Source organism: Amycolatopsis sp. NPDC043889, from assembly GCF_056435645.1.
Genome location: NZ_JBWKEC010000021.1, coordinates 43,108 through 59,471 on the forward strand (window position 1 = coordinate 43,108; position 16,364 = coordinate 59,471).

A 16,364-nucleotide genomic window follows, 5' to 3' on the forward strand; every position below is an offset into this window, starting at 1 on the left:
TTCAGACGAATACGGTCGGGATGGCGGGCTCCCCGTGCGAGAGTTTGAGGCCTTCCCACGGAAGGCTCACCAGCGCCCGCCGAAGCCGCTGGCGCGCGTCGTCCAGCGTGGGCAAATCATCCACCGTCCGGCCGTCCCGGACCAGCGGAATCTGCAATTCGTGGTCGTTCGGTCCCTGTTCCGGGACCTGCGAGGCGGCCGTCCAGATCACCTCTTCGACGGCGGTGCCGGTCTCGCGGTGCCGTCGCAGCGCGGATTTCCGGCCGCCGCGGGATTCCTTGTGCGCGCTGCGCTTGGCGACCGGCCTGCCGTCCACCTCGACGAGCTTGTAGACCATCCCCGCGGTCGGCGCGCCGGAACCGGTGACGACCGAGGTCCCGACGCCGTACGCGTCGACGGGTTCCGCGCGCAACGCCGCGATGGCGTGCTCGTCGAGGTCGCCCGACACCACGATGCGGGTGTCCTTGGCGCCGAGAGCGTCCAGCTGCTCGCGGGCCTTGCGCGCCAGCGGGCCCACGTCGCCGGAGTCGATGCGGATCGCGCCCAGTTCGGTCCCGGCCACCCGGACGGCCGTTTCGATGCCCTTGGTGATGTCGTAGGTGTCCACCAGGAGCGTGGTGTCGGTGCCCATCTTGTCCACCTGCGCGCGGAACGCCTGTTCCTCGCTGTCGTGCAGCAACATGAAGGCGTGCGCGACGGTGCCCCGCGTCGGGATCCCGTAGCGGCGGCCGGCTTCGAGGTTGGAGGTCGTGGCGAAGCCGGCGAGGTACGCGGCCCGCGCGGCGGAGACGGCGGCGTACTCGTGCGTGCGGCGGCCACCCATCTCGATGATCGGCCTGCCGTGCGCGGCACCGGACATCCGCGCCGCGGCGGACGCGATCGCGCTGTCGTGGTTGAGGATCGAGAGGATCAGCGTCTCCAGCACGACGGCCTCGCCGAAGGAGCCGGTGACGGTCAGGATCGGGGAACCGGGGAAGTAGAGCTCGCCCTCGGGGTAACCGTCGATGTTCCCCGAGAAGGAGTAGTCCGCGAGCCACGAAAGGGTGGCGTCGTCGACGACGGCCGTCGCTTCCAGCTGGCTCAGCTCGGCGTCGGTGAACCGGAAGTCGGCGATCGCGTCGAGGACCCGCCCGGTACCCGCGACGACGCCGTAGCGGCGGCCGTCGGGCAGACGACGTGCGAAGACCTCGAAGACGCACGGCCGGTCCGCCGTCCCGTCGGACAGGGCGCTGGCCAGCATGGTCAGCTCGTAGTGGTCGGTGAGCAGCGCGGTGCTGGCGCCAGTGGCCGCCTCGGGGAAACCCATGGCATCAGCCTATTCACCCACATGGCCGGACCTGCCAGCCCATACCGGAACGGGCCCGTGACACCATGGAGTGCATGTCCACGCCTGTCGCATCCGAGCAGACGCAGGTTGATCCACAGGGAGTAGAGGTCGTCTCTGAGGACAAACCCTGGCGGACGGTCGTCTGGAACGATCCGGTGAACCTCATGTCGTACGTGACGTACGTGTTCCAGAAGCTGTTCGGTTACAGCCGGGACCACGCGACGAAGCTGATGCTCGACGTGCACCAGAAGGGCAAGGCGATCGTGTCGTCCGGTTCCAAGGAGAAGGTGGAGACCGACGTCGCGAAACTCCACGCGGCCGGCCTCTGGGCCACCATGGAGCAGCCTTCATGAACGGATGGCGCCGCAAGGGCGACACCATCGTCGCGGGGTTCGAGCAGCAGGAGGCCGCGGTGCTGCGGGGCCTGGTCAGCCAGCTGGAGGACATGCTCACCGCGCGCGCCGAAGAGGCGCCGCAGGACGAGTTGGCCGAACTGACCGGCATCCGGATGGGCCCGACCGAATCGCCGGACGACCCGGTCCTGTCCCGGCTGCTGCCGGACTTCCACAAGCTGGACCCGGACAACCCGACCCGCGAGGACATCGACTCGGCCGCCGCGATGCGGTCGATCCACGAGCCCGAGCTCCTGGACAAGAAGGTCGGCGTCGCCAAGATCGTGCTGGACACCCTGCCGCGTGACGGCGGGAACGTCCGGCTGACCTTCGAGCAGGCCGACGCGTGGCTGGGCGCGCTCAACGACGTCCGGCTGGCGCTGGGCACCGCGCTCGACGTCACCGAGGACATGCCCGACGAGTTGCCCGAGGACGATCCCCGCGCGCCGCATCTCGGCGTCTACCACTGGCTGACCTGGGTGCAGGAGACCCTCATCCAGTCGCTGACGTCATGATCACCGACGTCCCGGGGGTGCTGGTCGGGCATCACGAGCGGGTCGGCGACGGCTGGGCGACCGGGACGACGGTCGTGCTGGTCCCCGGCGGCGCGGTCGGGGCCGTCGACCAGCGCGGCGGCGCGCCCGGAACGCGCGAGACCAACCTGCTGGAGCCGGAGAACCTGGTCCAGCACGTCAACGCGATCTGCCTGTCCGGCGGGAGCGCGTACGGCCTGGCCGCCGCGGACGGCGTCATGCGCTGGCTCGCCGAGCGGAACCTGGGCATCCCGGTGGGAACCGAACCGCACGAGGTGGTGCCGATCGTGCCCGCCGCGGTGCTGTTCGACCTGCCGCGCAGCGAGTGGGGCAACCGTCCGGACGCCTCCTTCGGTTATGCGGCCTGCGAAGCGGCCGTCGGGGGTCCGGTCGCGCTCGGGACCGTCGGTGCGGGCGCAGGGGCGAAGGCGGGATCACTCAAAGGCGGGATCGGGACGGCCTCGGAGAAGGTCGGGGAGTTCACCGTCGGCGTCGTCGCCGCCGTGAACGCCGCCGGCGAGGCCGTGGATCTCTCGACGGGGCGCGCGTACGCGGCGGACCACGAGGTCGACGGCGAGTTCGGCGTCCGCTGGCCCGATCGGCCTGGTGACGTCGAGGCGAAGGCGGCGGGGCTCAACACGACCATCGGCGTGGTCGCGGTCGACGCGGCGCTGTCCAAGGCGGAGGCGCGGCGGCTCGCGGTGGCCGCGCAAGACGGTCTCGCCAGGGCCGTGCGGCCCGCGCACACGATGTTCGACGGCGACACGGTGTTCGCGCTGGCGACCGGCGATCGGGAACTCCCCGGCGGCGCGGGTCCCGTCGCGGCGGCGCGGCGCGCGTTGGTGCTGGACACACTGTGCTCGGCGGCCGCGCGGGTCTTCGGGCGCGCGATGGTGCACGGCGTGCTTTCGGCCACTTCGGCGGGGGACATGCGCGCGTACCGCGACGTCTGGCCCGAAGCGTTCTCCTGACCACGCGTTTCGTCCTCTGGATGCGGTCCTTGCGTGTGCAAGGACCGCATCCAGAGGACCAAACGCGGGTATGAGTGGCGGCGATCTCAGAGTGTGGACCGGCCCCGTCCAGCACCTAAGATGGGCGACGTGCTCCGGATCCGCCGTGAACTCGTCGACGAGATCGTCGCCCATGCCCGTCGTGACCATCCCGACGAGGCGTGCGGGGTGATCGCCGGTCCCGAGGGATCGGACAGCCCCGAGCGGTACATCCCCATGTTGAACGCGGCGCGCTCGCCGACGTTCTACGAATTCGACTCGGGTGATCTGCTCAAGCTCTACCGCGAGATGGACGCCAACGACGAGGTGCCCGTCGTCATCTACCACTCGCACACCGCGACTGACGCCTATCCGTCCCGAACCGATGTCTCGTACGCCTCGGAACCCGACGCGCACTACGTGCTCGTTTCCACCAAGGACCCCGATTCGCACCAGTTCCGGTCGTACCGGATCGTGGACGGGGAGATCACCGAGGAGCCCGTCGAGATCATCGGCTGAACCCGGGCCTGGGAATAACCCGGCCCGAACAGAACGTCTGCGTAGCAGAGAACCCACCGGAGGTAGAAAACCATGGCCGTGACCGTGTCCATCCCGACCATCCTGCGTACGCACACCGACGGCGAGAAGTCCGTCGAGGCGACCGGCAAGACCGTGCTCGAGGTGATCGACGACATCGAGTCCCGCCACGGCGGCCTCAAGGCCCGCCTGGTCAAGGAAGAGAAGCTGCACCGCTTCGTCAACGTCTACGTCAACGACGAGGACGTCCGTTTCTCCGGCGGGCTCGAGGCCGAGGTCAAGGACGGCGACACCCTGACCATCCTGCCCGCCGTGGCCGGTGGCTGATCGATGGCTCGCTTCGAGTCGCTGCTCGACGCGCTCGGCGGCACGCCGCTGGTCGGCCTTCCCCGGCTTTCGCCCACCCATGACGTGCGGTTGTGGGCGAAGCTGGAGGACCGCAACCCGACCGGTTCGATCAAGGACCGCCCCGCGCTGGCGATGATCGAGGCCGCCGAACGCGAAGGCACGCTCCGGCGCGGCTCCACGATCCTGGAGCCGACGTCGGGCAACACCGGGATCGCGCTCGCGATGGCCGCGAAGCTCAAGGGCTACGGCCTGGTGTGCGTGATGCCGGAGAACACCTCGACCGAGCGCAAGCAGTTGCTGCAGGCGTACGGCGCGCGGATCGTCTTCTCCCCGGCCGCCGGCGGGTCCAACGAGGCCGTGCGCCGGGCGAAGGAACTGGCCGAGGCCAACCCGGACTGGGTGATGCTCTACCAGTACGGCAACCCGGCCAACGCCGACGCGCACTACCGCGGCACCGGGCCCGAACTGCTCAAGGACCTGCCGACCCTGACGCATTTCGTCGGCGGTCTCGGCACCACCGGCACCCTGGTCGGTGTCGGGCGCTACCTGCACGAGGTGAAGCCGGACGTGCAGATCATCGCGGCCGAACCACGCTACGGCGAGCTGGTGTACGGCCTGCGGAACCTCGACGAAGGTTTCGTGCCGGAGCTCTACGACGCGAGCGTGCTCAACGGCCGGTACTCCGTCGGCGCGTACGACGCGCTTCGCCGGACCCGCGAGCTGCTGGAGCACGAAGGCATCTTCGCGGGGATCTCGACGGGTGCCGTGCTGCACGCGGCGCTGGCCGTCGCCGAGAAGGCCGCCGCCGCGGGGAAGCCCGCCGATGTGGCCTTCGTGGTCGCTGACGCGGGGTGGAAGTACCTCTCGACGGGCGCGTACTCCGGCTCGCTCGACGAAGCGGCCGAAAGGCTCGACGGGCAGCTCTGGGCCTGATCCGCGTCACCCTGGCCTCGTGAGTGGTAAGGACGGTCAGGGCCAAGGGTGTCTCAGGCACTTATTGAATGTGGCGGCATTGGTCGTGAGTCCGTGAAGGCCTCCTTCCCTACCCTGAAGGTAGGGAAGGAGGCCTTCACGGACACCAGAACGCCGGCAACGGCACGTTAAGGCTGGTCCAGGTCCCCTCGTGAGTGGTAAGGACGGTTAGAACCGTCCTTACCACTCACGAGACCCAGCGCAAGGGCGACGCTGGCACGATGGCGGGTATGAAGGTCATCGGGTTGCTGGGCGGGATGAGCTGGGAATCGTCGGCCGAGTACTACCGGCTGGTCAACGAACGCGTCCGCGAGTTGCGCGGCGGGTATCACTCCGCGCGCACCGTGTTGTACTCCGTGGACTTCGCCGAGATCGAAGCGATGCAGGCCGAAGGCCGCTGGGACGACGCCGGGCGGGAACTGAACCGCGCCGCCCTCGCGCTCGAAGCCGCCGGAGCGGACTTCGTCGTCCTCTGCACCAACACGATGCACAAGGTCGCCGACCAGCTCGTCGACGGCCTGGGCGTGCCGCTCTTGCACCTCGCCGACACCACGGCGACCGCGATCAAGGCCGCGGGCGTCGAGCGTGTCGGGCTCCTGGGCACCGGTTTCACCATGGCCCAGCCGTTCTACCGCGAACGCCTCGCCGCGCACGGCCTCGACGTGCTCGTGCCCGGCGAAGAGGACCGCAAGACGGTGCACGGGGTCATCTACGACGAACTCGTCCACGGCGTCGTCACCGAAGACTCCCGTGAGCGGTACCGCGAGGTCATCGCGAGGCTCGTCGAGGAGGGCGCGGAGGGCGTCATCTACGGCTGCACGGAGATCGAGCTGCTCGTCGGCCCCGAGGACAGCCCGGTGCCCACCTTCCCCCCCCCCCCACCAGGCTGCATGCCGAAGCGGCCGTGGACTACGCGCTGGGCAAGGCCTCACTCCCTCCCGCGGTGTGACGTTCGTGCTGGGCGACGGCCTGCCGCCACAGCCTGTCCTGTTCCTCACCGGTGAAACCGCCGCGCGGCACGCCGAAGACGTCCTCGATCGCCGCCCACCACTCGGCCGGTGATTCCAGCACGGTCTTGCCGCCCGGCAGACCGCTCAAGGTCAGCGCGCGCAGCGAATCCACTCCCTCCGCGTCGCGCCGCTGCACCACCAGCGTGCGGACGAAACCGGAATCCTCGGACGTGGACAGCTCGACGTGCTTCTCGGCGAAGTCGGCCATCACGGCCGCCTCCGGCGCGAAATCCATCCCGACGAAACTGCCCTGCGGATCGTGATCGAGCCGCCAGCCGCCGGGAGTGACCTCCGAGAGCCGTATACGGAACACCAGCGGCCCCTGTTTGTACTCGCCCTCACGCAGCGGGAGCGGCTCGTGGACGCCGTCACCGAGCCCGACGTCGACCAGCCAGCCGGCGTCGGGTTCCTCCGGCAGCCCGGTCACCGTCAGCGCCAGGTGGTTGAGGTGGATCCCGGACCGCGCGCCCGCCATCTGTGCCCCGCTCGGATGCCGGGTGACCTGGTAGCCGAGCGCCCGCAGCAGTGCCGAGAACGCGCCGTTGAGGTGATAGCAGTAGCCGCCGCGGCCGGCGGCGATCCGGCCGAACGACACCGCCGGGTCCAGGGACGTCACCCGGCCCAGCTGGACCTCGAAATCCTCGTATGGCACCCGCTCCACATGGGCCGCGTGCAGCCGGAAGAGCGCGTCGCGGCTCGGCGGCTCGTGCTCGAGGCCGAGTCGCGCGAGGTAGGCGGGCACGTCGACGTGCTCGGAAGAAGGAATCCCCATGTGATCGACCGTAACGGCGCCCACCGACAAATCAGGGTTCTCACGGAGGCGATCTCGCCGTTCGCCGTCGTAGCCTGTGGAGGTGACCACTTTGCCTCCCCTGCCGGCCCCGGCGAGCGAGCCGTCCGGTACGGATCCGGCCAAACGCGTCCTGCCGCCGAACCCGAGGGCCGCGGCGATCGTCGCACTGGCCTTCACCGTGCTGCTCTACCTGGTCGAGCTGGTCGACGTCGTGCTGCCCGCCGACCTCGACCAGGGCGGCATCCTCGCCCGTGACCTCTCCGGGCTCGACGGCGTGCTCTGGGCGCCGTTGCTGCACGCGGGCTGGGGGCATCTGTTCTCCAACACCGTCCCGGTGCTGGTGTTCGCCTTCCTCGCGATGTCCGCGGGCATCGGCCGGTGGGTGCTGGTCACCGCGATCATCTGGGTGCTTTCCGGCGTCGGTGTCTGGCTGATCTCGCCGGGCGGCACGGTGACCGTCGGAGCGTCCGGCGTCGCCTTCGGCTGGCTCGCGTTCCTGCTGGTCCGAGGCATTTTCAACCGCGCTGTCGGGCAGATCCTGGTGGCCGTGGTGCTGCTCGGCATCTGGAGCGGGATGCTCTGGGGACTGCTGCCGGGTGATCCGAACGTCTCGTGGCAAGGCCACCTGTTCGGTGCGCTGTCCGGGGTCTTCGCGGCCTGGTTGATGGCGCGGGTGGACAGGTCCCAAGCCAGGAAAGCGACCGGTCCCGGTAGCCTCGCCGTGTGACCAAGCCGAGCGCCGACGCCCCCATCGGCGTCTTCGATTCCGGAGTGGGCGGGCTCACCGTCGCCAGGGCGATCCTGGAACAGCTGCCCGGTGAGCAGTTGCGCTACGTCGGCGACACCGCCCGCAACCCGTACGGTCCGCTACCCATCGCCACCGCGCGCCAGTACGCGCTGGAAGCGCTGGACGACATCGTCGAAGGCGGGGTGAAGGCACTGGTCATCGCCTGCAACACCGCCTCCGCCGCCTGCCTTCGCGACGCGAGGGAGCGCTACGACGTCCCCGTGATCGAGGTCGTCCTCCCGGCCGCGCGCCGGGCCGTGTCCGCGACGCGCTCCGGCCGCATCGGCGTGATCGGCACCGAGGGCACCGTGCGGTCGCGCGCCTACGACGACGCCTTCACCGCCGCGCAGGATGTCGAGATCACCAGCGTCGCGTGCCCGCGGTTCGTGGACTTCGTCGAACGCGGGATCACCACCGGGCGCCAGGTGCTCGGGCTCGCACAGGGCTATCTCGAACCACTGCTGGACGCGCAGGTCGACACGCTGGTCATGGGCTGCACGCACTACCCGTTGCTGTCCGGGGTGCTGCAGATCGTCATGGGCCAGGACGTCACGCTGGTGTCCAGCGCCGAGGAGACCGCGCGTGACCTCGTGCGCGTCCTCACCGAGGCCGACCTCCTCGCCGAGCGCGACACCCCGCCGCGGCACGAGTTCGTCGCCACCGGATCCGCCGAGCCGTTCACCAGACTCGCTCAGCGGTTCATGGGCTTCGCTCCGGGTGTGCTGGCTCCCACCAGCGCCTAAATCGCCGATTCCGTGCTTAAGGTGTCACAGTGCGTCTCACGATCCTCGGCTGCTCCGGCAGCATCCCCGGGCCCAACGCCGCCGCGTCCGGCTACCTGATCGAGGCGGACGGGTTCGTCCTGGGGCTCGAACTCGGCAACGGGACGCTCGCCAGGCTTCAGGCGCTGCGCGACCCGTTCGACCTGGACGCGCTGATCCTGTCGCACCTGCACCCCGATCACTGCGCCGACGTCAGCGCGCTCACCGTGCTGCGGCGCTACCACCCCGCGCTGCCGTACCCGGCTAGGCCGCGGCGGCTGCCGGTGTACGGGCCGTCGGACGTGCGGGAGCGGCTCACTTACGCGTACGCGGCGAACGAGGACGAGCGGGCGACCACCGATCTCTCGGACGTCTTCGCCTTCGACGTCCTGCGGGCCGAGCCCATGAAGATCGGGCCGTTCGAGGTCACCGCGGTCCCGGTCGACCATCCGACCCCGGCCTTCGGCCTGCGGTTCGCGCACGGCGGCAAGACCCTCGCCTATACCGGGGACACCGGCGTCTGCGACACCCTGGCCGATCTCGCGGGCGGCGTCGACGTCCTGCTGTCCGAAGCGTCGTGGACCGACTCGCCCGACCGGCCCGCCGGCGTCCACCTGTCCGGCAAGGAAGCGGGGGAGCTGGGACGCAAGGCCGGGGTCGGGCGGCTGCTGCTCACCCACGTCGCGCCCTGGACCGACCGCGACGCGGTCCTCGCCGAGGCGGCCGTCGCGTTCCCCGCGGCCGAGCTGGTCGAGCAGGGCGCCGTCTACGACCTCTGACGCGGGGTTCTAGAGTGGCTGCCGTGGCGAGAAAAGACGGCAGGAACGACGACCAGCTTCGCGACATCAAGATCACCCGTGGCTTCCAGCGGTGGCCCGCGGGTTCGGTGTTGATCGAATTCGGCGACACCCGGGTGCTGTGCGCGGCGAGCGTCACCGAAGGCGTCCCCCGCTGGCGGGCCGGTTCCGGCCTCGGCTGGGTCACCGCCGAGTACGCGATGCTGCCGTCGGCGACCAACACCCGCAGCGACCGCGAATCCATCAAGGGCCGCGTCGGCGGCCGCACCCACGAGATCTCCCGGCTGATCGGCCGGTCCCTGCGCGCCTGCATCGACCTGGCGGCGCTGGGGGAGAACACGATCGTCATCGACTGCGACGTCATCCAGGCCGACGGCGGCACCCGCACGGCCGCGGTGACCGGCGGCTACGTCGCGCTCGCCGACGCTGTCACCTGGCTCGGCGCGGCTGGCCGCCTCGCCGACCCGCAGCCCCTTTCGGCTTCGGTCGCCGCGGTGAGCGTGGGGGTCGTCGACGGCCGCGTGCGCCTCGACCTGCCCTACGAAGAGGACTCGCGCGCGGAGGTCGACATGAACGTCGTCGCCACCGACGCCGGGACCATGATCGAGGTGCAGGGCACCGGTGAGGGCGCCACCTTCGCCCGGTCCACTTTGGACACCATGCTGGACATGGCCCTCGCGGGTTGCGAGGAGCTGACCCGTCTCCAGACCGAAGCCCTCGCGTTGCCGTATCCCGGCGAGCTTCCCGAGCCGCGTCCGGACAAGAAGAAGGGCGCGAAGTGACCAAGCTGCTCCTCGCCACCCGCAACGCGAAGAAGCTGGGTGAACTCCGGCGCATCCTGGTCGCCGAAGGGATCGAGGGCGTCGAGGTCATCGGCCTCGCCGACGTCCCCGAGTTCCCCGAAGCGCCCGAAACCGCGCCGGACTTCGAAGGCAACGCGCTCGCGAAGGCCCAGGACGCGGCCGCCGCGACCGGTCTCCCGGCCATCGCCGACGATTCGGGTATCACCGTCGACGCGCTCAACGGCATGCCGGGCGTGCTCTCGGCACGCTGGTCGGGAAAGCACGGCGACGACGAGGCGAACCTGGATCTCGTGCTGGCGCAGCTGTCCGACACCCCCGACGAGCGCATGGGCGCCGCCTTCGTCTGCGCGGCCGCGCTGGTCGTCCCCGGCGGCGACGAAACCGTGGTGCGCGGGGAATGGCGCGGCTCGCTGATCCGGGAACGTCGTGGTGCCAACGGATTCGGGTACGACCCGATCTTCGTGCCCGAGGGTGAGACTCGGACTTCCGCGGAGCTGGAACCGTCCGAAAAGGACGAAGCTTCGCATCGGGGTAAGGCGTTGCGCGCGTTGGTGGGAGAGCTGAGGAAGCTGGCCGGCTGACCGTCAGAGGATCCGCACGTTGGGCCCGAGTTCGTCGAGTCCGGTTATGCGGGCTTTCGGTCGTGCGACGAGAGTGATGTCGAGGTCCGCCAACGGCCTGACGTCCACCGCGCCCCCCTTGTCGTCGGCGTAGATGAGGACGTCCTTCAGCGTGGGGTGCGAGGCGAGTGGGCCGAGGTCGCCCAGAGCGCAGTACGAGAGATGAAGCGACGTCAGTGGAATTCCGGCCAGCGGGGTCAAATCCGTCATGTCGACGGCGGTCACCGACAGGTAGGTCAGGCCGGGGAACGTCTCGGCGATCAACCGTGCGGTGATTCCGGTCTTCACTTCGCTGTGCAGGCTCAACATGTCGATTCCGGGAATCGGCGGTGTGGCGGCGAGTGCGCGACGAGAACACTCCCACAGACTGAGCGTGGTCAGTGAGGTCATCGCGGTGAGGGCTTCGAGACTTGCGACTGACTGCAGGTGATCGAGCGTCAGGCTACGCACCTGCGTCAGGCGGCTGAATGCTTCCAGCCCGCGCCACGGCGTGGACCGGAAGAGGGTCAGCTCTTCGAGTGCCGCCAAGGAACTCAGGGCTTGCAGCCCGGTGTACTTCTTGGCGAAGTGCAAGCTGACCGCCGTCAGCGCCGGGTGGTCGGTCAACGAGGTCACGTCCACAGCGGCGTTTTCGTTGAAGTCCAGGTCGACTACCTGAAGAGCGGGGACGTCCGCGAGCAGGCCGAGATCGGACTGTTTCTCGGAGCCGGGGAGTCTTACGGACAAGGCGTCAAGATGGCGAAGCCTTCCCGTGTACGGCACCAGCCTGCCGGCATTGACTTCGAACTCGCCGTTCCACAAAGGCGAATCGGCCAGCACTTCGTCGGCGAAGCGTTCCGGATCGAAGTATTGCCAAGCCTCACTGAGCTGCTTTTGGACCTTCTCCCGACCGTCTTGGGCGTAGCTGCGCAGAAGCGGCAGGGCGTCGTCGTCCGCGGTGAGCGTGGCCGCCCGGACGGCCGCGGCCGCCGCCGCCTCGCTGAGCCCGTCGGTGTTTTCCGGGAGATAGCGCAAAAGCCGGGGTCCGACAGAGGCGAGAGACTGGGTTTCCCGAAGGTCTCGTGGTGGGACGAGATGCTCTCGGATGACCTGTTCGACTCGTTCGATCACGGCCGGATCGACGTTGCTGACCGTCTCCAGGCAGGCCGCCGCGAGCAGCCGCAAGCGACGGGTGTGCCGCTGTTCCGCGTCGGCACGATCGAGGATTTCGGTGAGCAGCTTGTCGGCCTGATGGTGTTTGGCGTGACCGCAGGCCATGATCACGGTCTCTCGCCAAGTGTCCCGATGCGCGTTCGCGATCAAGGTGTCCAGATAGCGTGCTTCGGTGGCCTCGTTCGCGGCGAGAAACTCCTGGAAGGTCCGGTGCACGAAGTCCACCCGGCCGTTCACCGGCTCCCGCAGCACACCGCTGCGTTCGAGGAGATGGTTCAGTACTTCTTCGGCGTCGTAGTCGACGTGCGGGATCCAGCGCAGCCGATAGGCGATGTGCTCCAGGACCTCGTCCTTCGGCAGCTCGACCTTGCCACTGGAGGTGAGCCGCCAGGCGAGATGCCCGAGCAGGATCTGTTTCTGCTGTTCGGTGAGCAGGACGGTGATGCTGCGCGCGGTGTCGCGCAAGTGCAGCAGCATCGACAACGCCTTGCGATACAGGTCCATCCGGTCGCGCGGCAGTTCCGAACGGTGCGCCCAGTTCAACGCGCACAGCATCGAGCAGAGCAACGGGCTCGAAGCCAGTGTGCGCAGATGTGGCCGGTTGCTCAATTGGCTCAGCAGCCGTCGCCGGGCTTCGTCGAGATCCTCTTCGGGACGGACCGAAACCGCCGCCTCGTACCATTTGTCGACGAGCGCGTGGATGTCGTTGGCGCTCATCGGTTCCAGCAGAACGGAGCCGAAGCCTTCCTGGTACAGCCACCGCTGATCGGCCGCTGCGCTCCGGGAGGTGACGACGAAACGTGCTTCCGGATAGGTCAGCCCGAGTTCGTGGAGCCAGTCCTTGACCTTGCGGCGGCGGGGAGGTTCGACCTCGTCGACGCCGTCGACCAGGATCATCGCCTTTCCGCTTCGCAGCACGCGGTCCGCCCAGTTCGCAGGTGCCCGTCCGGCGAGCGTGGGGGCGGCGTGAGTCACGAAGTGTTCGGCGCCGGGGAGTTCGCCGGAGGCGAAGCTCCGCAGCCGGATCGGGAACGGGACGAATCCGTTCCACGAAGCCAGCTTCCCGGTGAAACGCCCGCCCGCCGCGCTGATCGCGAGCCAGTTCAGCAGAGTGGTCTTGCCGGAACCCGCTTCGCCTCGGACCAGTGTCCGATGCTCCTCACCGATCGCGCTTTCCGCCCGCATGGTCGTCCCGTCACGGCGGGCGGGGTGCTTCTCGAACCAGTCTTTCGGCCGGTCGTCGCCGCGCGATCTTTCCGAAGACACGGAAAGGCTGAGGTAGGCGACCGTCAGCGGCAGCGTCGGCTGGTCGTCCTTGGTCAACCCGAGCAGATCGAGCTTGTCCAGTTTCCGTGCGAGCAGGCTCAGGTACTCCTCCCTGAACTCCGCGTCGTGGTCGGTTCCCGCAGGAGCGGTGAGGCTCGTCTTCGGGACCCGCGCGAGGAGTTGGTCCAGCTGGTCCGATTGCCGGGTCAGCCGTCCCAAGATCTCGGCGAGCGTCGTCGGCTGGAACGACGGCAGGTGCCGCACCACCATCACCAGGTGGCGGCAAGACTGATCCAGTGCCAGCTCGTGCAGATCCGCCGCCCGCCCGGCGAGCAGGGCCGAGCGAGCGGGAAACTGTTCGCGGACGCGCCGGGCCAGGAGTTCCGGGTCGGCGTCGTCCGCCAGGAGGGCTTCATCGGAGAGATCGACCCTGCCGAGCGTGTCCTCGACCGCGAGGAACGCCGCGGTGATCTCGTTCTCGGGCAGCGTCGAGAACCGTGCGACGAGGACCGGTTTCAGCTCTTCGGCCACTTGGAGGCCGATCGTCTCCACCAGATTCTCGAGCTTGCGTTGTTCCAGCGGCCCTTTGAGTTCGTCCGCCGCCAGTTCGGCGAGGCTGGACTCGCGTTCGGTCTTCTTCCGCCGTCGTTGCAGCCACGACTTCGCCGCGTGCGTGGCGATACTGCCGCCCAGTTTGAGTGCGGGTCCCTCCAGCCCCGTCATCGTCAGGACGCCAGGGAGAGGTCCCGCAGCAGCTTCGCGACGTGGCCGGTCGCGCGCACGTTGTACTGCGCCACGGCGATCTTGCCCTCGGGGTCGACGACGAACGTCGAGCGGATGACGCCTTCGTAGACCCTGCCGTAGTTCTTCTTCTCGCCGAAGGCGCTGTACGCCTTGAGGACGGTCTTCTCCGTGTCGGACAGCAGCGGGAAGGTCAGCCCCTCCGCCTCGACGAACTTCGCGAGCTTCGCGGGCTTGTCGGGCGAGATGCCGAGCACCTGGTAGCCGGCGTCGTTGAGTTGCGCGAGGCTGTCCCGGAAGTCGCATGCCTGCTTCGTGCAGCCCGGCGTGCCGGCGTTCGGGTAGAAGTACACGACGACCGAATTGCCGCGGAAGTCGCTGAGCTTGACGTCGTTGCCCTCACTGTCGGGGAGGGTGAAGTCGGGCGCTTTGTCGCCGGGGGAAAGTCGCTGCTCGGTCATGACGCACACGGTAGCGAATCGGCGGCGTCAGACCTTTCCGCAGTACTTCGCGGCGACAGGCTCCGAAGGGCTGGGCCGCACCTGAAGGCGCAGCCTCACCGGCCTGTCCGGAACGGCGAAGGCCAGGTTGAGCTGGACCGACCGGCCGGGCGCCACGTCCTTGCCCGCGTCCGCGATGCCGTTGTACCCCTGCACGGGGTCGACGACCTGTTTGACCGCGGCGGTCTCTCCGTCGACCTCGCCCGTGACGGACAGGCCGGAGAGCCGGTAGGTGCCCTCGCCCGCGTTCGTCACCTCGATGCCGAAGGCCACCGCGCGCGGGCTCTGCGGGTACGCGGACGCGCTGGGACGGAACGCTTTCGGCGCGGAAACGGAGATCGTGACCCCGGTCGCGAACCGGTGCGGGGCGCCGAAGGCGAGGTCGCCTTCCGCGTGCGTCGCGGCCAGGCCCTGCGCCGGAGTGTCCGCGCCGAGTACGGCGGCCCCTTTTTCCGGTGCCGGAACCCCGCACGCGGCCGCCAGCAGCAACGAGCAGGCGGCGATCAAGAGCTTCGGGGTGCGCGGGGGCGCCATGTGGGGTTACTCCAGTCGGCGGTGCGGGTGGGCCGTTCGAGGTAGGTATTAGTGCCGAAGAGTCCAGAGTGACGGTCTTCCGGAGCCGAGAGGAGCGGCGAGGCCGGGTTGACGCGCACCTGGTGTACAGCCGTGGCCGATCCGTGACCGGAAGGACACGACTAGTGACAGTCGTCACCTCGGTGGCACATCGCCGAGGGGTCAGACGGCGAAGGCGAAGAACAGGATGAAGATCGCCAGTCCGGACACCCAAGCCACGATCAGCCAGCCGAAATCGCGCATCGGATCGACCGCCCGGCTTTCTTCGCCCGGGACGTAGACGCCGCGCTCTTCGAACCAGTCGGCCCATCGGGTCAGCCAGCGAATGGGGCTTCGAGACGCCATGTCGTCACAGTACGGGTATGGATGGGCCGCGTCAGCCAAGGAGTGGCCGCCCAAAAGGGCGAATCGGGCGCATCAGCTATCGCCCACTAGGCCCTTTTGCCCAAGTTGTACACCCGTCAGGCTGTAACGATGGCGCTGGGAATAGATATCTACAGTCGCTTTCAATCGGTTACCAATTGGCAGGCTGTCAAGGATCACGGCGTGACCTTCGTCTTCGTCAAGCTCACCGACGGCGGTGGCCTGCCGAACGGCGGGCGCAACACCGGCGACGCGCTGGTGGCGGGCGCGAGATCCGTGGGAATCCCGGTGGGCGGCTATCACTACGCTCAGGCGAGCCCCTCGCCCGAGGCGCAGGCCGACGTGTTCATCGCGGAGGTCCGGCGGCTCGGGGCGACCGGCTGCGTCCCGATGCTCGACCTCGAGGACCACCCGCCGGGTTCGGGGGCACCGAACATCCCCGACGGGCGTAAGCGGGACTTCTCGATCAGGTTCTGCGACCGCGTGGCCGGACACGGGTTCCGCCCCGGGATCTACATGAACAACTCACTCGCCAAGATGCTGCGCCCCGACCAGTTCGACGTACGGGACCTCGTCATCTGGATCGCGCGCTACGGGGCCAAACCCGATGCCGCGGCGGGCCGCTACGACGTGCACCAGTACTCGGACGCCGGTCATATCCCCGGCATCCGCGCGAGCAGTGTCGACCTCAACGAGTCCTACACGAACGCCCACTTGACCGGCGGCGGCGCCGCCCCGAAACGGAAGGCGACGACAGAACTCATGGAACGCAGGACCATTCCCGCCAGCAAAGACACCACGTCGGTGCGGCTGCTACTTTCGGGCAGCGAAACGGCCGCGATCATCGTGCGGCCGCGTATCGACGGCGACGGCATCTCCGAAGCGCCCGTGTGGCAGGGCAACATCTACGCCTGGGGCAGCGACAAGGTCGGTGTCGGCGGGAATCCCACGCAGACACCCGGATTCGACCCGAAGACCGTTTCGCACCGGCGGTACCACCTGCCGGGCGCGGTGTGGGCCGACTTCGAGTACAGCTCGACCGCGGACTTCGAGATCGACATCGTCGGCTGAGCCCGGAAGTCCGTGAAGGCCTCCTTCAC

General features: G+C 68.7%; 18 protein-coding genes and 1 pseudogene. 13 read left to right on the forward strand and 6 right to left on the reverse strand.

The genetic code is table 11. The features are described from left to right. Nucleotide 1: 1 nt before the first annotated feature. Nucleotides 2-1,306 (reverse strand): nicotinate phosphoribosyltransferase, encoded by a 1,305-nt coding sequence (locus AC0685_RS30280; protein WP_340683703.1) that lies wholly within the window; start codon nt 1,304-1,306, stop codon nt 2-4. A gap of 74 nt (nt 1,307-1,380) precedes the next feature. Between AC0685_RS30280 and clpS the strand changes: the two genes are divergently transcribed. From clpS to AC0685_RS30315, 7 genes and pseudogenes are all read left to right on the forward strand, one after another. Then, the gene (gene clpS, locus AC0685_RS30285) at nt 1,381-1,680 is read left to right on the forward strand and encodes an ATP-dependent Clp protease adapter ClpS (RefSeq protein ID WP_005165655.1); all 300 of its coding nucleotides are present in this window, start codon (nt 1,381-1,383) and stop codon (nt 1,678-1,680) included. After that, nucleotides 1,677-2,234 carry a DUF2017 domain-containing protein gene (locus AC0685_RS30290; protein ID WP_034308812.1) on the forward strand — a complete coding sequence of 186 codons (558 nt, stop codon included), beginning with the start codon at nt 1,677-1,679 and terminating at the stop codon, nt 2,232-2,234. The genes clpS and AC0685_RS30290 overlap by 4 nt, the downstream gene beginning before the upstream one ends. Beyond that, nucleotides 2,231-3,223: a P1 family peptidase gene (locus AC0685_RS30295; protein WP_478228617.1), complete on the forward strand. Its 993-nt coding sequence runs from the start codon at nt 2,231-2,233 to the stop codon at nt 3,221-3,223. The genes AC0685_RS30290 and AC0685_RS30295 overlap by 4 nt, the downstream gene beginning before the upstream one ends. Before the next feature lie 120 nt (nt 3,224-3,343). Further along, complete coding sequence (locus AC0685_RS30300; protein WP_016336788.1) at nt 3,344-3,760, forward strand: M67 family metallopeptidase; 417 nt, start codon at nt 3,344-3,346, stop codon at nt 3,758-3,760. A gap of 72 nt (nt 3,761-3,832) precedes the next feature. Then, nucleotides 3,833-4,105: a MoaD/ThiS family protein gene (locus AC0685_RS30305; protein WP_340683701.1), complete on the forward strand. Its 273-nt coding sequence runs from the start codon at nt 3,833-3,835 to the stop codon at nt 4,103-4,105. A 3-nt stretch (nt 4,106-4,108) separates the two neighbouring features. Beyond that, on the forward strand, nt 4,109-5,059 hold the full coding sequence (locus tag AC0685_RS30310) for a PLP-dependent cysteine synthase family protein (protein ID WP_340683700.1): 951 nt from the start codon (nt 4,109-4,111) through the stop codon (nt 5,057-5,059). Nucleotides 5,060-5,328: 269 nt separating this feature from the next. After that, nucleotides 5,329-6,047, forward strand: a pseudogene (locus AC0685_RS30315) (aspartate/glutamate racemase family protein). Here AC0685_RS30315 and AC0685_RS30320 read toward each other — a convergent pair. Then, complete coding sequence (locus AC0685_RS30320) at nt 6,008-6,880, reverse strand: arylamine N-acetyltransferase family protein (RefSeq protein WP_478228618.1); 873 nt, start codon at nt 6,878-6,880, stop codon at nt 6,008-6,010. The pseudogene AC0685_RS30315 and the gene AC0685_RS30320 overlap by 40 nt on opposite strands. Nucleotides 6,881-6,962: 82 nt before the next feature. Between AC0685_RS30320 and AC0685_RS30325 the strand changes: the two genes are divergently transcribed. From AC0685_RS30325 to rdgB, 5 genes are read left to right on the forward strand one after another with little or no spacing between them, the layout of a single operon-like run. Continuing rightward, nucleotides 6,963-7,628 (forward strand): rhomboid family intramembrane serine protease, encoded by a 666-nt coding sequence (locus tag AC0685_RS30325; RefSeq protein WP_478228619.1) that lies wholly within the window; start codon nt 6,963-6,965, stop codon nt 7,626-7,628. Next, on the forward strand, nt 7,625-8,431 hold the full coding sequence (gene murI, locus AC0685_RS30330; protein WP_340683698.1) for a glutamate racemase: 807 nt from the start codon (nt 7,625-7,627) through the stop codon (nt 8,429-8,431). Before AC0685_RS30325 ends, murI begins: the two co-directional genes overlap by 4 nt. A 29-nt stretch (nt 8,432-8,460) precedes the next feature. Next, a complete protein-coding gene (locus AC0685_RS30335) occupies nt 8,461-9,228 on the forward strand; it encodes an MBL fold metallo-hydrolase (protein ID WP_478228620.1) in 768 nt (255 codons plus the stop codon). Between the two features lie 23 nt (nt 9,229-9,251). Then, nucleotides 9,252-10,028, forward strand: a complete 777-nt coding sequence (rph, locus tag AC0685_RS30340) for a ribonuclease PH (protein WP_478228621.1) — start codon at nt 9,252-9,254, stop codon at nt 10,026-10,028. Continuing rightward, a complete protein-coding gene (gene rdgB, locus AC0685_RS30345) occupies nt 10,025-10,630 on the forward strand; it encodes an RdgB/HAM1 family non-canonical purine NTP pyrophosphatase (RefSeq protein WP_125734467.1) in 606 nt (201 codons plus the stop codon). Before rph ends, rdgB begins: the two co-directional genes overlap by 4 nt. Nucleotides 10,631-10,633: 3 nt before the next feature. Here rdgB and AC0685_RS30350 read toward each other — a convergent pair whose 3' ends face one another. The 4 genes from AC0685_RS30350 to AC0685_RS30365 form a co-directional block, all read right to left on the reverse strand. After that, entirely contained in the window at nt 10,634-13,810 is a 3,177-nt protein-coding gene (locus tag AC0685_RS30350; RefSeq protein ID WP_478228622.1) for an NACHT domain-containing protein, read from the reverse strand. 2 nt (nt 13,811-13,812) lie between these two features. Continuing rightward, nucleotides 13,813-14,289 (reverse strand): thioredoxin-dependent thiol peroxidase, encoded by a 477-nt coding sequence (gene bcp / locus AC0685_RS30355; RefSeq protein ID WP_478228623.1) that lies wholly within the window; start codon nt 14,287-14,289, stop codon nt 13,813-13,815. 27 nt (nt 14,290-14,316) lie between these two features. Next, on the reverse strand, nt 14,317-14,862 hold the full coding sequence (locus tag AC0685_RS30360; protein WP_340683692.1) for a hypothetical protein: 546 nt from the start codon (nt 14,860-14,862) through the stop codon (nt 14,317-14,319). 201 nt (nt 14,863-15,063) lie between these two features. Next, the gene (locus AC0685_RS30365) at nt 15,064-15,246 is read right to left on the reverse strand and encodes a hypothetical protein (protein ID WP_034308775.1); all 183 of its coding nucleotides are present in this window, start codon (nt 15,244-15,246) and stop codon (nt 15,064-15,066) included. 129 nt (nt 15,247-15,375) lie between these two features. Here AC0685_RS30365 and AC0685_RS30370 point away from each other — a divergent pair, with 129 nt between their 5' ends. Further along, entirely contained in the window at nt 15,376-16,335 is a 960-nt protein-coding gene (locus AC0685_RS30370; RefSeq protein ID WP_478228624.1) for a glycoside hydrolase family 25 protein, read from the forward strand. The last annotated feature ends 29 nt before the right edge of the window (nt 16,336-16,364 follow it).

Excerpts from the sequence above, each read along its gene's own strand:
- AC0685_RS30280 (WP_340683703.1), bottom strand. The coding sequence starts at position 1,306 with ATGGGTTTCCCCGAGGCGGCCACTGGCGCCAGCACCGCGCTGCTCACC.
- clpS (WP_005165655.1), top strand. The coding sequence starts at position 1,381 with ATGTCCACGCCTGTCGCATCCGAGCAGACGCAGGTTGATCCACAGGGA.
- AC0685_RS30290 (WP_034308812.1), top strand. The coding sequence starts at position 1,677 with ATGAACGGATGGCGCCGCAAGGGCGACACCATCGTCGCGGGGTTCGAG.
- AC0685_RS30295 (WP_478228617.1), top strand. The coding sequence starts at position 2,231 with ATGATCACCGACGTCCCGGGGGTGCTGGTCGGGCATCACGAGCGGGTC.
- AC0685_RS30300 (WP_016336788.1), top strand. The coding sequence starts at position 3,344 with ATGGGCGACGTGCTCCGGATCCGCCGTGAACTCGTCGACGAGATCGTC.
- AC0685_RS30305 (WP_340683701.1), top strand. The coding sequence starts at position 3,833 with ATGGCCGTGACCGTGTCCATCCCGACCATCCTGCGTACGCACACCGAC.
- AC0685_RS30310 (WP_340683700.1), top strand. The coding sequence starts at position 4,109 with ATGGCTCGCTTCGAGTCGCTGCTCGACGCGCTCGGCGGCACGCCGCTG.
- AC0685_RS30320 (WP_478228618.1), bottom strand. The coding sequence starts at position 6,880 with ATGGGGATTCCTTCTTCCGAGCACGTCGACGTGCCCGCCTACCTCGCG.
- AC0685_RS30350 (WP_478228622.1), bottom strand. The coding sequence starts at position 13,810 with ATGACGGGGCTGGAGGGACCCGCACTCAAACTGGGCGGCAGTATCGCC.
- bcp (WP_478228623.1), bottom strand. The coding sequence starts at position 14,289 with ATGACCGAGCAGCGACTTTCCCCCGGCGACAAAGCGCCCGACTTCACC.
- AC0685_RS30360 (WP_340683692.1), bottom strand. The coding sequence starts at position 14,862 with ATGGCGCCCCCGCGCACCCCGAAGCTCTTGATCGCCGCCTGCTCGTTG.
- AC0685_RS30365 (WP_034308775.1), bottom strand. The coding sequence starts at position 15,246 with ATGGCGTCTCGAAGCCCCATTCGCTGGCTGACCCGATGGGCCGACTGG.
- AC0685_RS30370 (WP_478228624.1), top strand. The coding sequence starts at position 15,376 with ATGGCGCTGGGAATAGATATCTACAGTCGCTTTCAATCGGTTACCAAT.